Origin of the sequence: Bacteroides cellulosilyticus, assembly GCF_020091405.1 — a bacterium.
Classification (GTDB): Bacteria; Bacteroidota; Bacteroidia; order Bacteroidales; family Bacteroidaceae; genus Bacteroides.
Genome location: NZ_CP081903.1, coordinates 4,404,779 through 4,420,088 on the forward strand (window position 1 = coordinate 4,404,779; position 15,310 = coordinate 4,420,088).

The 15,310-nt window shown below is 36.5% G+C and carries 15 protein-coding genes; all 15 read left to right on the forward strand.

The window, feature by feature from the left end:
- Positions 1-484 precede the first annotated feature (484 nt).
- The 15 genes from K6V21_RS16310 (at position 485) to K6V21_RS16380 (ending at position 15,256) form a co-directional block, all read left to right on the forward strand.
- A complete protein-coding gene (locus K6V21_RS16310) occupies positions 485-1,924 on the forward strand; it encodes an oligosaccharide flippase family protein (protein ID WP_224319282.1) in 1,440 nt (479 codons plus the stop codon).
- Positions 1,925-1,932: 8 nt separating this feature from the next.
- Positions 1,933-2,796 carry a glycosyltransferase family 2 protein gene (locus tag K6V21_RS16315; protein WP_224319283.1) on the forward strand — a complete coding sequence of 288 codons (864 nt, stop codon included), beginning with the start codon at positions 1,933-1,935 and terminating at the stop codon, positions 2,794-2,796.
- Positions 2,797-2,798: 2 nt separating this feature from the next.
- Complete coding sequence (locus tag K6V21_RS16320; RefSeq protein ID WP_224319284.1) at positions 2,799-3,884, forward strand: polysaccharide pyruvyl transferase family protein; 1,086 nt, start codon at positions 2,799-2,801, stop codon at positions 3,882-3,884.
- Complete coding sequence (locus tag K6V21_RS16325; RefSeq protein ID WP_224319285.1) at positions 3,881-5,092, forward strand: Coenzyme F420 hydrogenase/dehydrogenase, beta subunit C-terminal domain; 1,212 nt, start codon at positions 3,881-3,883, stop codon at positions 5,090-5,092. The genes K6V21_RS16320 and K6V21_RS16325 overlap by 4 nt, the downstream gene beginning before the upstream one ends.
- On the forward strand, positions 5,082-6,380 hold the full coding sequence (locus K6V21_RS16330; RefSeq protein ID WP_224319286.1) for a hypothetical protein: 1,299 nt from the start codon (positions 5,082-5,084) through the stop codon (positions 6,378-6,380). The genes K6V21_RS16325 and K6V21_RS16330 overlap by 11 nt, the downstream gene beginning before the upstream one ends.
- Before the next feature lie 13 nt (positions 6,381-6,393).
- Positions 6,394-7,515, forward strand: coding sequence for a hypothetical protein (locus K6V21_RS16335; protein ID WP_224319287.1), 1,122 nt, complete (start codon positions 6,394-6,396; stop codon positions 7,513-7,515).
- A gap of 9 nt (positions 7,516-7,524) precedes the next feature.
- Positions 7,525-8,685, forward strand: coding sequence for a glycosyltransferase (locus tag K6V21_RS16340; RefSeq protein WP_224319288.1), 1,161 nt, complete (start codon positions 7,525-7,527; stop codon positions 8,683-8,685).
- Positions 8,682-9,761, forward strand: coding sequence for a polysaccharide pyruvyl transferase family protein (locus K6V21_RS16345; protein ID WP_224319289.1), 1,080 nt, complete (start codon positions 8,682-8,684; stop codon positions 9,759-9,761). Before K6V21_RS16340 ends, K6V21_RS16345 begins: the two co-directional genes overlap by 4 nt.
- Positions 9,748-10,902 (forward strand): Coenzyme F420 hydrogenase/dehydrogenase, beta subunit C-terminal domain, encoded by a 1,155-nt coding sequence (locus K6V21_RS16350; RefSeq protein WP_224319290.1) that lies wholly within the window; start codon positions 9,748-9,750, stop codon positions 10,900-10,902. Before K6V21_RS16345 ends, K6V21_RS16350 begins: the two co-directional genes overlap by 14 nt.
- Positions 10,903-12,000 (forward strand): glycosyltransferase family 1 protein, encoded by a 1,098-nt coding sequence (locus K6V21_RS16355; RefSeq protein WP_224319291.1) that lies wholly within the window; start codon positions 10,903-10,905, stop codon positions 11,998-12,000.
- A gap of 93 nt (positions 12,001-12,093) precedes the next feature.
- Positions 12,094-12,684: a sugar transferase gene (locus K6V21_RS16360; RefSeq protein ID WP_224319292.1), complete on the forward strand. Its 591-nt coding sequence runs from the start codon at positions 12,094-12,096 to the stop codon at positions 12,682-12,684.
- Positions 12,685-12,788: 104 nt separating this feature from the next.
- Entirely contained in the window at positions 12,789-13,955 is a 1,167-nt protein-coding gene (locus K6V21_RS16365) for a DegT/DnrJ/EryC1/StrS family aminotransferase (RefSeq protein ID WP_224319293.1), read from the forward strand.
- 194 nt (positions 13,956-14,149) lie between these two features.
- Positions 14,150-14,455 (forward strand): hypothetical protein, encoded by a 306-nt coding sequence (locus tag K6V21_RS16370; RefSeq protein ID WP_007216256.1) that lies wholly within the window; start codon positions 14,150-14,152, stop codon positions 14,453-14,455.
- 229 nt (positions 14,456-14,684) lie between these two features.
- Positions 14,685-14,855, forward strand: coding sequence for a hypothetical protein (locus tag K6V21_RS16375; protein ID WP_224319294.1), 171 nt, complete (start codon positions 14,685-14,687; stop codon positions 14,853-14,855).
- A gap of 218 nt (positions 14,856-15,073) precedes the next feature.
- Positions 15,074-15,256: a hypothetical protein gene (locus K6V21_RS16380; protein WP_224319295.1), complete on the forward strand. Its 183-nt coding sequence runs from the start codon at positions 15,074-15,076 to the stop codon at positions 15,254-15,256.
- Positions 15,257-15,310: the final 54 nt, after the last annotated feature.

The following is a 15,310-nucleotide window of genomic DNA, read 5'->3' on the forward strand; positions in this document are numbered from 1 at the left end:
ATTGGCAATAATGTGACGTGTGCATCAGATGTAAGATTTATTAATCACGATGTTTCTTGTTTCAATATGGCTAGATTCCTCGGCTTGCCAGAAGGTTCACTAGACAAGCCCCATTACACTTCATGATAATGCTTATGCCAGAATGTTCTGTGGGCAAGAATTCTGTCATTGCAGCACGCAGTGTTGTAACAAAGTAAGTTCCTGCTAATGAAGTGTGGGGTGGAGTGCCAGCTCGCTATTTAATGAGTGTTGTGGAGTATGCAGAACGTATAAAAACAAAAGCTTGTGAGTACCCTTGGGTAAATAAGAAGACGGCTCATAAAAAAAATATGAGCGAGAGTGATCTTATAAGAGCAAGGCAAAAATTCTTCTTTGAAAGCACAGATTGAAGTATTTATGATAGAAAATACCTGAGGGTCTTTTGAAAGTCTTTAATGATCGCCTCTCTTTGTTGTCCTTGTAATATTTGATACAACAATCTTATATGGGTAGTATAAAAAAAAATATATTTTACAGCAGTATTCTTACTGTTTCTGGTTGTTTTTTCCCGCTCATCACATTTCCATATGTTAGCCGAGTATTGGGAGTAAATAATATAGGTATCTGTAATTTTGTAGATAGTATAGTACAGTACTTTATATATTTCTCAATGATGGGTGTGATGACTGTGGGTATTCGAGAAGTTGCAAGAACAAAGGGAGATAAAAAGCAGCTGTCAAAAACATACAGCGAACTGCTTACTTTGAACTTAATAGTAACAGCTATAATGATTGTAGTGTTACTTATGTGTACCATATTTATACCTCAGCTTCATGAGTATAAGCAAATGTTCTATGTGGGTGCGGCAAAAGTCTTGGCAAACACTTTGCTTATAGAATGGTTATTTAAAGGACTTGAGGATTTCAGATATATCACAGTACGTACTATCCTTGTTAGAAGTTTATATGTGGTTATCGTATTTGTTTTTGTAAAAGATGAAAGTGACTATTTTTTATACTTTGCATTAACCTCTTTCATGGTAGTTGCAAATGCTATTATCAATATTGTTTATAGTCGAAAGTTTATATGCTATAAGATTAAAGGAATCAATATGCAGCCCTATCTGAAATCATTTTTAATATTGGGCGTATATATGCTTTTGACTTCGATGTACACCACTTTCAATGTTGCCTATCTGGGGTTTGCTACTAACAGTGTAGAGGTTGGCTACTATACAACGGCAACAAAACTTTATCTCCTTATTATGTCTTTTTTTACGGCATATACAGGGGTGATGATGCCACGAATGAGTATATTATTGGCTGAGGGTAATGTTTCCGAGTTCAAGCGTCTTACTGACAAATCGATAGACGCTTTGTTTGCGTTTGCAACGCCATTGATAGTAATATCCGAAGTCTGTGCGCCACATATTATCCGTATTGTTGCGGGTGTGGGATATGAGGGTGCTGTTTTGCCGATGAGAATAGTGATGCCGTTGATGCTTGTCATCTGCTACGAACAGGTTCTTGTCTATCAAATCCTTTCTCCTATGAAGAAAGATGCTGCGATTCTTCGAAACTCAATTGTTGGCGCATTGGTTGCAGTTATATTTAATGTAGCGTTAGTATCACGCTTTGCATCAAGTGGAACTGCAATTGTTTGGATACTAAGCGAATTTGCGGTCCTGCTATCTGCTCAATATTATGTAAGCAAGTATATTCGTTTCAAGATGCCTATTGCTGCTTTCGGGAAGAGAATAACTTTAATGGCACCTGTATTGTTAATCGCTTTATATGTTGATCATAGAATTGAAAATACATGGCTTTCTCTTATTGTTGTTTCTTTTATTGCAGGCGCATATTGCCTATTTACAGAAATCGCAGTTTTAAAGAACGAATTAATTGAGAATAATTTAATTGCGGTATTTAAACGATTCCCCAAATAATAATGGATATGATAAAAGTATTATTTCTAATACTAAATTATAAGACGTACCCTGATACAATTCGAGTGACTAATGAGTTACTTGAAGCTAAAAGAACAGATTTAAAGATTATTATAGTGGACAATGCGTCACCCAATGAGTCTTTTCAAAAGATATCTGATGCTTTCTATGGAAACGATTTGGTTGATGTTATTCAATCACTGGAAAATGGGGGGTATGCGAAAGGTAATAATTACGGTTTACGTTATGCAAAAAGATATGCTCCGGAGTATGTATGTATCATTAATAATGATGTTCACTTCTCATGGGATACAGTGGATGCGTTACTTAAAATTTATGGTAAGCTTGATAAACCTGCTATTATATCACCTATACAAATGCTACCTAGTGGGAAAATTGCGAGTTTTCCCACTCTAAAGATTCCGGATTTCTGGTATGATCTTCGTGCTAATTCGATATTATTTAGAATAAAACAACACGTGTATAGACAGAATACAGAACTTAAAGATGTTCAAAAGGTAGGTATTATACCTGGAGCGTTTCTTTTTGCTAAATATGAAATTATAGAACGGATTGGCTTTTTTGATGAGAGTACATTTTTGTTTTGTGAAGAACGATTCCTTGGGAAAGCAGTCAGAAATGCTGGTTTAAATAACTATATCGTTTTAAACTTAACTTATCTTCATGAACATTCTAAAACCATAAATTCTGAAGCCTCTTTGAAAAGACAACGTGCTATGATACATGATGGTCGTATAAAGTTTATAAAAAGATACAGGAAACTTCCTTTTCTTCAGATATTGTTGATAAATATTGTTAGAATAATGCATGAGTTTGAGATAATGATTATAAATCGACTAAGGGCTAGTTGAATATGAGTAAAAAAATAGCTTTTCTAACAATTCATGTAGGCGAGAATTTTGGTTCAAATCTTCAAACAATAGCAACGGCTGAGGTAATAAAGAAAACAGGGAATGAGCCTATCTTAATAAATTATTGCCCACGGCGTGTCGCAAGAAAACATTATTGGCTTGATGCTATTTATAAGCCTTTAAAGCTATTGTGGCGCATGCTGTATGCACCTATACATTATAAGAATCTTCACATTTACGAGGGCTTCCTTGAAAAGAATTGTGTTTTAACAGCTCCAATATATGATGAAGATGATTTTGTAGCTAGATGTCCTCAGGCTGATGTTTATATTACAGGCAGTGATCAGGTTTGGAATAGTGTACACAATGGAGAGTTGAATAAAAGATACTATTTTGATGGGATGGATGTGCGTAAAGTTGCATTCGCATCATCGTTTGGTATCGAGACTCTTCCCGAAGATGAATATAATGAAGTTAAACATATGTTGGCTTCATATAGTGCTATATCTGTTCGTGAATCAAGTGCAAAAGATATCGTAAATCGCATGGGTTATAATGCCACACATCTGCTTGATCCTACATTAATGCTTGATAGTTTTGAATGGGATAAATATGCTTCTGCAAGGATTATTCCTGATTCGTACCTCTTGGTGTATGTGCCTTACAATATTGCCGACAAGCAGAAGTTGTATGCATCTGCCCGTCAGGTGGCAAATGCAAAACATCTGAAAGTTGTGACTTTTTCGTGGGGCATGTGTAGCGAGAAACTGGCTGATCGAACTATTAAGTTTGCAAGCCCTGGGGATTTTCTTTCATTAATGAAGTATGCAGAGTTTATTATTACTAACTCGTTTCATGGCACGGCCTTTTCTATTAATCTAAACAAACAGTTCCTTGTATATATGCCATCTGCTTTTTCAACACGTATTAGTAGTATTCTGTCTATGTGCCAATTGGAAGATAGGTTAATGACAGGCGATGAAGTAATATTGCCATATAATAAAATAATAGATTACGAATCTACCAATACCATACTTGAGCTTGAAAGACTTAAATCTCTCGAATTTCTGAAAAACGCATTACAATGATTAACTTTCTCCAGACAAATAATCCCTCGGAATGTTGTGGCTGTAATGCGTGCATATCAGTTTGTCCAAAGAAATGCATCAAGATGAACTCCAATGATGAGGGTTTTCTGTATCCAATCAAAGATACTGTCTCCTGTATTGATTGTGGTTTATGTGAAAAGGTATGCCCCTTCTCCGATAATTATGTTTTTGAAACAACTATTAATCCTAAAGTATATGCTGCCTACGATAGAGTAAATCGCTCAGGTAGTAGTAGTGGTGGTATCTTTTTTGCTCTTGCCAAATATGTTATAGAAGAGAAACGTGGATGGGTATTTGGTGCTGCGTTCGAGAATAAGTTTCAACTTAGGCATGTAGGTGTAAATACGATTAGTGGATTGCAAAAGCTTCGTGGATCTAAGTATTTGCAGAGTTACATGGGTGATACGTATATTAAGATAAAGAAATTATTAACTGAGGGGGTATTCATTTTTTTTGTGGGGACACCTTGCCAAGTTGCAGGTATTCGTGCTTTTCTTAGAAAGGATTATGAGAACTTGTTGTTAGTTGATCTGGTTTGTCATGGCGTTCCTTCACAATATTTATTTGATGAACATGTTAAGTTCCTAGAGGAGAAACATAAAGCAGAACTCGTATCCTACCAATTTAGAAAGGCAGATGGGTGGGGGGTTTGCGAAATCGCAGATTTCGCAAACCCAGAGAAACATAAAGTGCTGCCTTCTTACTATTTGAGTCCTTATCTCTATTCATTCATGTATGCAATGACTTATAGGGAGAGTTGTTATAAGTGTAAATTTGCCAAAGTTCCGAGACAAGGTGATATCACGCTTGCGGACTATTGGGGTGTTAAAGAGTTCTTTCCCAAGATGGATACCAGTAAGGGTATATCATTGGTGCTTCTCAATACAAAGAAAGGAGTTGAGTTATATGATGCAATCAATGATAATTCTGATACGATAATAAGTCAACCATCTAAGATAAGCGATGCTTCCAAGTATAATAGCAACATGATGTATAAAAGCGTACGGCCGGAAATAAGAGATTTGGTATATGAAGAGATAAAAAATAAAGGGTATAGTAATGTAGTTTATACTCGATTTAGAGCTAAAAATTATGCCCTTCTGAGATGTAAGACCTATATGCTACAATGTGATATATTAAAAAAGATCATGGTGAAACTATTAAAAGTCATTAGACATGGAAGGTAAAACAAATACGGATCTTTTACAAGAAAGTCATGGTAAGATCCCCTCACTATTTGCTAAAATAACCATGGTGGTACTTATAGTGTATCCTATTCTTCAGGTTTATGCGCTCTTTGGAATAAATTTGGCTAATTGTGCAACTGGATTTTTGGTTCTATACGGTTTGATCACTCATCAATATAAGATTAAGAAAACTATTATACCAAAGTTCCTGTGGATTTACTATGTGTATTTCATTGTCGTAACTATATTGTCTGGTATCTATAACATATCAGAGATGCCTAATAGAGTTGCAGGTGTTATATTTTCTTTATTACAATTTCTGATGTTCTTTGGGTGTGCAGATATTAAGTTTTTCTATAAAGCATATCGAACCATAGGTATAATAACGGTAATGTTCTTCTTTTTGCAAGAGTCCAGTTATCATGCTACTGGTTATCGTATTTCGGGTATTATCCCCTTTTTACCATTGGATCCAACATTTGCTGCTATGGATAGTTTTGGTTCGTTTCAAGAATATTTGTCTATTGTAGGACGGTCGACCGCATTTTTTAGTGAACCAGCTCATCTTGCTCAGTTCCTGTTACCATTTCTTGCAATGTCCATCTATTTCGAAAAAGGTATTAAAAGATGGGCATTAGGAGGGGTAACTTGTATAGCTTTATTTGTACTGCAGTCAGGGAATGGAGTTGTTGGGCTTGGTTGTATTGTATTTGCTTATATACTATCATATTTTACAAACATGAATAGTAAGTTACGTCCTGTTGTTTTGGTTATTATGATATGTATAGCAGTTTTTAGCTATCGTTATCTGGCAGATAACGAATCTGCGGAATACTATAGTGAACGGTCGGAAGAAATAACAATGGGTGCTGTTGATGGTGAGGTGCATTCTGGATTTTACCGTATATATAGGGGTTTTTTTGTCTATGCTGAATATAATTTTATAGAAAAGATTTTTGGTATCAATAATTTTGCAGAGATTCAAAATAAAATAAAACAATCTTCCGTCTCTTTCCTTTTTAAGGAAGAGGATATGTACTTTAATGTTATTCAGGCATTTTTAATCAAAACGGGCATGATAGGGCTTGTTCTATATGTACTGACGCTCATTGGACTATGGAAGAATAACACAATTTGTGGACGCTCATTACTGCTTACATTTATAGTATTTTCCTTTATGTCGGGATTGCATCTTACTTCCATTATGATTGTCTATCTCTTAGTGCCATATTTCTTTGTGAAAGATCGGATTCAAACAAGTAATCCAATTTTGATAAGCAAAAGCTAAACTACAAGTTCTTATGTACAAAAAAATAATTTTAATACAGGTGGATTCAATATTGTTGTATCCACCAACAATGGCATTGATTTATGAATTGGATAATGCTTGTTGTGATATAGTAGTACTTACTACTGTGGTTAACGATCAGCTGAAAGGAGTATTGCCTAAATCTGTGAATGTACATAAAATCGGCAAAGACTATATTTATAACAGACCATTACTAGCCAAATTAGAGAACCTATTTTTAGTTCGTAAAAACATCTGGGACTACATTGATGAGTGCTATGATGAAGATACTCTGCTTTGGGTAATGTCTAACATTACAGTGAAGCACATGGGTATGAAACTTTTGAATTATAGATATAACCTGCATTTGTTCGAACTGGTGGAGAGGGTATCGTATATAGGTAAGCATACATTCGGTCTAGATCTTGCAAAGCTGGCATATGCAGCTCATAAAGTTATAGTGTGTGAGTATAATCGTGCCCAGATTACACAAGCTTGGTTTAAACTGAAAGAATTGCCACTTGTAATCTCCAATAAGCCGATGCCAAATGATTTCAAACGTAACTCTGAAATTACACAATCTGAATTAACGAAGAAGATCATAGAAAAACTGAAAGACAAGAAGATTATACTGTATCAAGGAGTCGTTGATGCAGAACGTCCCATTGAACCTATTGCTAAAGCTGTCGAATCTCTTGACGATAGTTTTGTTTTCATGGTGATGACCGGTAGCAAGTGTGACCAACTGAAGCTATACAAAAAGACAATAGTGCTTCCATATATTACAGCACCATACCATCTGGAAGTAACCAGTCATGCTTTCGTCGGTATATTGATTTACACTCCAGTTTACAACATCTTTACTTCTCCTCTTAATTCCATTTATTGTGCTCCTAATAAAATTTATGAGTTCTCGCAGTTTGGAATTCCAATGATAGGGAACAACATCCCTGGACTAAAATATACCATCGATTACCACAAGATGGGAATATGTGTAGATAAGCTGGATATTGAATCTTTTGGCTATGCCATCAAGGATATTGTCGATAACTTTAACACATATTCAAAGAATGCACTCGATTTTAATGAGAGTGATGACAAATCGAAAATAATAAGACAAGCTATTAAAAAATAATCAGTGATTATGGAACAGAAAAAAGTGCTGATTGTAGCCTCTGTTGTATCTTTCATCGAATGGTTCAATAAGGAGAACGTTGACTACTTGAATAAGGAGTGTGAATGTGAGCTTCATATTGCATGTAACTTCGACTACATGGAAGATACGGACGAGGAGCGTACACGTGCTTACATAAAGAAAATTACAAACGAGGGAGTGATCTTACATAATATTCATTTTGTGCGTTCACCTTTCAGTTGTCAGAATATCGATTGCTATAAGCAGCTGAAAGCTATTATAAATGCTAATCATTTTGACCTCATTCATGTTCATACTCCAACAGTCGGTATCCTGACACGACTGGTTGCACGCAAAACGCGAAAACAAGGAACCATAGTGATGTACACTTGTCATGGTTTTCACTTTCACAGTGCTGCTCCTAAGAAATATTGGCTAATGTTCTACCCAATGGAGCGTATGATGTCACGTTTCTGTGACTATATTGTAACTATCAACAAAGAAGATTTCAAACGAGCAAAGACGTTCTATGCACCTAATGTATGTTACATTCCTGGTGTTGGTGTGAACATTAATCGCATTCGTGATTGTAAGATCGACAAGAAGGAATACAAGCGTAATATTGGTGTACCAGAAGATTGTATTCTTATACTTTCCATTGGTGAGATGATTGAGCGCAAGAATCATGAGGTCATCATTCGAGCACTTGCTAAGGTTGAGAACAAGAATGTCTATTATGCCATCTGTGGTAAAGGTCCTCTTCGTGAACATCTGGGGCAGTTAGCAAATGAGTTGGGTATTGGCGAGAGAGTGAGGTTCCTTGGGTTTCGTAAAGATATTCCAGAACTTTGTAATACAGCGGATATTAGTGCGTTTCCTTCGCGAATTGAAGGCCTTGGACTTGCTGGTATTGAAGCAATGGCGGCAGGGATACCTCTTATTTCGAGCAATGTACATGGCATTAAGGATTACGTGATTAATGGTAAGACTGGTTATGCTCTTGATCCGGAGGAGGTAGACGGATTTGCAAAGGCGATATCTGAGCTTGTTAATAATAGAAAATTACGTGAACGGATGGTAATGAATTGTTTGGATGCCGTCGCTCCATTTGAGATAGATAATGCTCTCCATGTAATGTGGGGAATTTATAATGAAATACTGAAAAAATGAAAACTGCTACAATAACATTTCAGAATACTAATAATTTTGGTGCAGCTCTCCAGTGTTTTGCTTTGCAACAAAGTATTAAGTCACTGGGGGCAGAAAATGAAGTACTTAATTATACTAGTCCTTATCTTAATCACCCTCATAAATTATCTGTATTGAAGGAGAAAGGTTTTGTACGTTATCTCCTTGGCGTTTTTTATTCCTTATTGCGAAGCCCTCGTAATAAGAAATTTCGTGAGTTCAGAAAAAATCTCAGAATGTCAAAACCGCTTCATGAAAATTCTATAAAAACCATTGAGAAGGACTATGATTTGTTTATCACAGGTAGCGATCAAGTGTGGAATGGCAGTCTTGTAGGATATGACGATTCTTACTTCCTTGGTTTTGTCAAGGATCAGAATAAAAAGGCCAGTTATGCTGCCAGTTTCGGTTTTCTGAAGATCCCTGAGAACTTGGAAGAAAAATACAAGAGTTTGTTAGCAGGTTATAAGTATTATAATGTCAGAGAAACGTCGGGTGTCTGCATTATCAAGAAGCTTTTTGATATTGATGCTAGCCTGACTGTTGATCCTACTCTGTTGCTTAGAAGAGAAAACTGGGAGAAGGTGATGAACCTTCCATCCGGCAAGAAACTTTATATTCTGGTTTATCAAATCTCACCATCTTCAAAGCTGATAGAGGTGGTGAAAAGGCTGAAAGCGGAAACTGGTTACGAGGTGATAGCAGTGCCGTTCATCATGGGAGGATATTTCGGTTACAAAAGCAAATTTTCTATAGGACCTGCTGAATGGCTCGGCTTGTTTTATAATGCCAGTTATGTGGTGACCGACTCATTCCATGGTACCGCATTCTCTATGATTTTCAACAAGAAAGTGTGGTGTTGTGTTCCTAAGACAGAATCCCGTATCACGAGCTTCCTTGATTTGCTTGGTTTGAGTAATCGTGTAATTTACAATGATGCGAACGTGCCAGAAGATCTGACGGCGGCAATCTCGTTTGATAACGTGAATACTGTTCTGACACAGATACGAAACAAGGGGATAGACACAATTAGACTAATGCTGGATGACAGAAAATAGTATTATTGACAGGCATAAATCCTCTTGCTGTGGATGCGGAAATTGTGCTATAGGATGCTCTAAGAATGCCATTACGATGATAACGGATGGTGAAGGTTTCGTGTATCCAACGATAGACAAAGGGTTGTGCATAAACTGTGGCATATGTCTTAAGTTGTGTCCTTTTGAGATCAAGACAGGCACACATACTAATAATGTTTTGGTTTGCTATTCTGGAGCATATTCTATAAGAGAGGAATTAAAGAAATCCTCATCGGGAGGTGCTGCGCATGCTATAGCGTGTGCATTTATCAAGAGGGGAGGAGTAGTATATGGTGCTATATACTCAGATGACTGCAGGAGTGTAAGAGTAGAGCGTATTGACAAACAAGATGATTTATACAAACTGAGAGGGTCAAAGTATGCCCAAACCATAAAAGGTGATACCTTCAAGTGCATTAAAGCTGAGGTTCAGTCACAGCAGAAAGTACTTTTTATTGGTCTGCCTTGTGAGATTGCTGCATTAAAAAGATTTGTAGGAAAGACCAACGATCTATTCACTGTAGAACTAATCTGTTCTGGAAATACATCCCAGAAAGTGCATAGTGAATTTATTGATTATTTGAACAATAAGAATCATTGCATCATAACAAACTTTACATACCGTAAAAAGGCAAAAGGGTGGCATTGGCCATATATAGAGGCCAAGGCTGGTTGTAAGGTTGTATATTCAGCTCCTTGGAGCGCATCGATGGCAGGATTCGCCTTTAAGACACTAATCCGCCCTTCATGTTATAACTGCCAGTATAAAGGCATAAATAATGTTGCAGATATTACAGTGGGAGATTTCTGGGGGGTAAAGAAAGCAGATACACGTCATAACAGTCTGGGAGTTTCTGCGATAGTTGTACATACAGAGAATGGAAAATACATGCTCGTTGGATTGGAAGACTTTGTTCTAAAGAATGCCTGTTACAATGACATACTTGCTGGCAATCCACGTATTACGCAATGTATAAAGGAAGCTTCTAACAGAAAGGCATTTGCCGATATCTTATCAAAGGAAGGACTTGTTAAGGCATACTCATCATGTTATACAACCAAAGATTATATCAAGGATATAGTGAAGGTGTTGTTCGCTAACTTAAATTATAAGCCATAAATGAAAAAAAAAGTGTTACATGTACTGGGCGGCATGGGAAGAGGTGGTGCACCCAGTTTCATCATAAACAATCTACGGGAAATAGATGGTCAAAAAGTTCAGTTTGACTTTTTGGTGAGAAAGGATAATTGCGCATTCAATGAAACTATCGAAAAACATGGAGGTCATGTTTTTGTAGTAGCAGGATTCCCAGGTCATCTGATAGCTAACTATAAGCAGACACTTAAGTTTTTTCAAGAGAGGGGGCATGAGTATGAGGCAGTACATGTACATGCTAATGCATTGTATTACATTTTACCTTTGATTTTAGGAAAACGATATGGTATCAAGAAACTGATACTCCATAGTCATAATACCCAATCAAATGTTTGCCTCCTTCAACCGTTACATTACATGAATAAACTGTTTGTTGATAAGTTAGCAAATGTCTTTTTGGCTTGTGGAGAAAGTGCTGGCAAATGGATGTATGGCAATCGTAGATTCGAAGTGATTAATAATGCCGTAGATGTTCAAAAATTTGCTTTTGATACTGCAAGTAGGAAAGAAATACGTTCTCATTTTGGTATAAGTGATGATACATTGGTTATAGGCAATGTAGGTAGATTTGAAGACGCAAAAAATCATAGATTTCTAATTGATCTTTTTTTCAAGTACCACAGTCAAAACTATAAATCAATATTATTACTTGTGGGCGATGGGTCTCTCAAAACTGAAATTGAATTAAAGGTCAAAGAGTTGGGTATTCAAGACTCGGTTTATTTTCTCGGTGTAAGATCTGACGTAGAAAAACTATATTCTAGTTTTGATTTATTCCTAATGCCATCAATATTTGAAGGTTTACCATTTGTACTTATAGAGGCTCAATGTTCTGGTGTAAAATGTCTTGTTTCAGAAAATGTCACAACGGAAGCACTTATAACTGATCTTGTTATCACCAAGAAACTTAATGATTCTATAGAGTCTTGGTGTGAAGAAATATCTAAAAGTAGTCAAGTTATAAATACAAAAAAAAGATTATTGTATAGTCAAGTAGTTAAGGAAAAATATTATGATATTCAATATACAGCAGAAAGACTAACTTCTATATATACAAGCTAATAGTGGGAGTGAAATTGGAACGTCGGTATTGTCTTTTTGTTGATGATTAATGAAGTTAAGGTAAATAAATTGTAAAAGTCAAAGTTTGTTTTAATGCTTTTCAAATTACTATTCGATCGTGGGGCTTCACTTTGTGGTCTAATTTTTTTGTCCCCTATTTTATTAACTGTCGGTGTTTTTATTCGTATAAAAATGTCGGGAGGTCCTGTTATCTTCAAACAGAATCGAGTGGGACAGCATGGACGGTTGTTTACAATGTACAAATTTCGTTCTATGACTGTAAGTCATTCGGGAAGTTCCGTTTCTGTAAGAGGAGAGAGTCGTATTACTCCTTTAGGAGCAAAATTGCGGAAATATAAATTGGATGAATTGCCTGAATTGTGGAACGTATTAATAGGCGATATGAGCTTTGTCGGTCCTCGTCCGGATGTACCAGGATATGCCGATAAACTGAAAGGAAATAATAGAAGAATTCTTCTTTTGAAACCGGGTATTACCGGTCCAGCCAGTCTGAAATATCGGAATGAAGAGGAGTTATTAGCAGGACAAGAAGACCCTCAGAGGTATAATGACGAAGTCTTGTTTCCTGATAAAGTGAGAATTAATATAGAATATCTGGATAATTGGTCTTTCTGGAATGACATCAAAATCATTATTTATACAATACTCGGAAAAGATTTGTAATATCATGAAATGGTTATTTGTACCTTATTATTTATGGCGTAAATAGCCTTTCTTTTTATACTCTTACTTTCCGATTTATCGTTTTCTTTTAATCATATAATTCAATGGACAAGAGAATTTACCTTTGCCTCGCTCACATGAGCGGCAAGGAGCAGGATTTTATTAAGGAAGCTTTCGATACAAACTGGGTTGTACCTTTGGGTCCTAACGTAAATGCCTTCGAAAAATCTTTAGAAGATTTTTTAATAGACAATGGACAATTGACAAATGACAATGGTAGGAAGCATGTGGTTGCTTTGTCGGCAGGTACGGCGGCCATTCATCTGGGATTAATTCAACTTGGAGTAGGAGCAGGTGACGAGGTAATCTGCCAATCTTTCACGTTTTGTGCATCGGCTAATCCGGTGGCTTATCAGGGGGCAACTCCTGTGTTTATAGATAGTGAAGAGGATACCTGGAATATGGATCCTGTTTTATTGGAAGAAGCTATCAAAGACAGAATATCAAAAACGGGTAAGAAACCGAAAGCTATACTTCCTGTTCACCTTTACGGTATGCCTGCCAGGATTGATGAGATTTGCGCGATAGCTGCTAAATATGATATTCCTGTTCTGGAAGATGCCGCAGAAGCTTTAGGTTCTGAGTTTAATGGTCAGAAATGTGGTACGTTTGGTACCTTTGGCGTATTGTCTTTCAATGGTAATAAGATGATCACTACTTCGGGCGGTGGTGCTTTGATTGTTCCTTATGAAAGCACAAAGAAGCAGACAATGTTTTATGCTACGCAGGCTCGTGAACCTTTCCCGCATTATCAGCATGAGAAGATCGGTTACAATTACCGTATGAGTAATATCTGTGCGGGTATCGGTCGTGGTCAGATGACTGTATTGGATGAGCATATTGCGCATCACCGCCATGTACATGCTCTTTACGAGAAGGCTTTTGAAGGTGTGGACGGTATTACTTTGAAATCTAATCCTGATGGTCGTTTCAACGCTAATTACTGGCTGTCTACTATTTTGATAGATCCTGTTAAGACTGGTACTAACTATGATGAGGTCCGCCGTAGCCTGGATGAACAGGGAATTGAGACCCGCCCCTTGTGGAAACCTATGCATTTGCAGCCTGTTTATGCAACTAATCCTTGTTATGTGAATGGAGTTTCTGAGCGTTTGTTTAATATGGGGTTATGTATTCCTGCCGGTCCTTGGGTGACGGATGAAGATGTGGCATATATTGTAGAGCAAATAAAAGGTTGTTGCATGAAGTAACTTGTAGTTTATTGTAGACAGATTTCCACATAATTGTGGAAAAAATACTCAAAACAGGAAAATACTTTTATACCATTGTTTGCTCAAATAATTGATATATAGCTAAATATGACTTTAGCAATAGCTTTGGCATACGTCTTGCATTATATTATGTGAGAGCTAACAAGAAATGTTTAACTTAAACAATTAGAATTATGAAAAAGTTATTTTTAGCAGTAGCATTGGTAATGGGATTGGGTACTTCAGTAGCATTTGCTAACAACATGGTATCAGATGTTGAAATCGCAACGATGATCAACGAGTTTAAACCGATTGATGTAAAAGAACTCCCGCAGGCTGTTCAGGATGCCATTAAAGAAAACTACTCGGAAGCAACCATCAAAGAGGCGGCCGTTGAAGTTGCTGAAGATGGGACTAAGACTTACAAGGTTACGTTGGTGGATGCAGCCGGTACAGAGAATCCTGTTCTTTTCAATGAAAAAGGGGAAGTTCAGAAATAAGTCATACACACAATGAGAAAGGTGCTCTGTACGGGCACCTTTCTCATTGAAACTAATGTAATTTCATTTAGGTAAAATAGAAGATGTTTTGTTGAAACTCTCTTTCATTCGTAAAAAATTAAATCTTTACTTTGATTTGATAATTATTAATAATCTGAAGAAAAAAACGGGAAAATAATTGTTTATAGATAAAGAATCTGTAATTTTGCAATAAATAAAGACAGAAAATATGGAGACTCAGAAAGAAGGTACTAAGCAGAAACGTAAACGTAGTTCGAAGTTTGTAACTCGAACAGTGAGCGGGAAGGTGAGCAAACCTCGTCGTTCATTACGGCTTGTGGAAGTGTCTGATGATGAACTAAATCGTCTCCGTATAGATGTGTATCCTTATTTAATGTGATAGTGGAGTTAAAGTGCTATCCATATCATTTTGTGCAACGGGTTGACGATCCTTCAATTTCTCAAAATTCTTTTCTGAAATATAAGTTACTTTATAGCTTTAAATCTCCAAAGTCTCATCAATGGTATTGGGTATGGGTAGAAGTTTATATGCATAATATGTATGCTGTAAAATTTCATTTAAAGTCTCATCGGGATAGTCGTAACAAGTATTCTATTATGACCGGATTGAATGAACCACGTGCCGTTGTGAATACTTGTGTGGCAATAGAGTTCCGGCATTTCGGGGATACTGAAAAAAGTACTTATATATTAATTCGTCATAAAGAATTGGCGGAGCATCCTACTTTGATAGAAGATATTGAACAAGGCTTTAAGGCTACTTTTGATTACTTTGACTAATTCTTATTGGGCAGGCAATAATTTGATGATGCATAATTATAATTATCTAAAAGC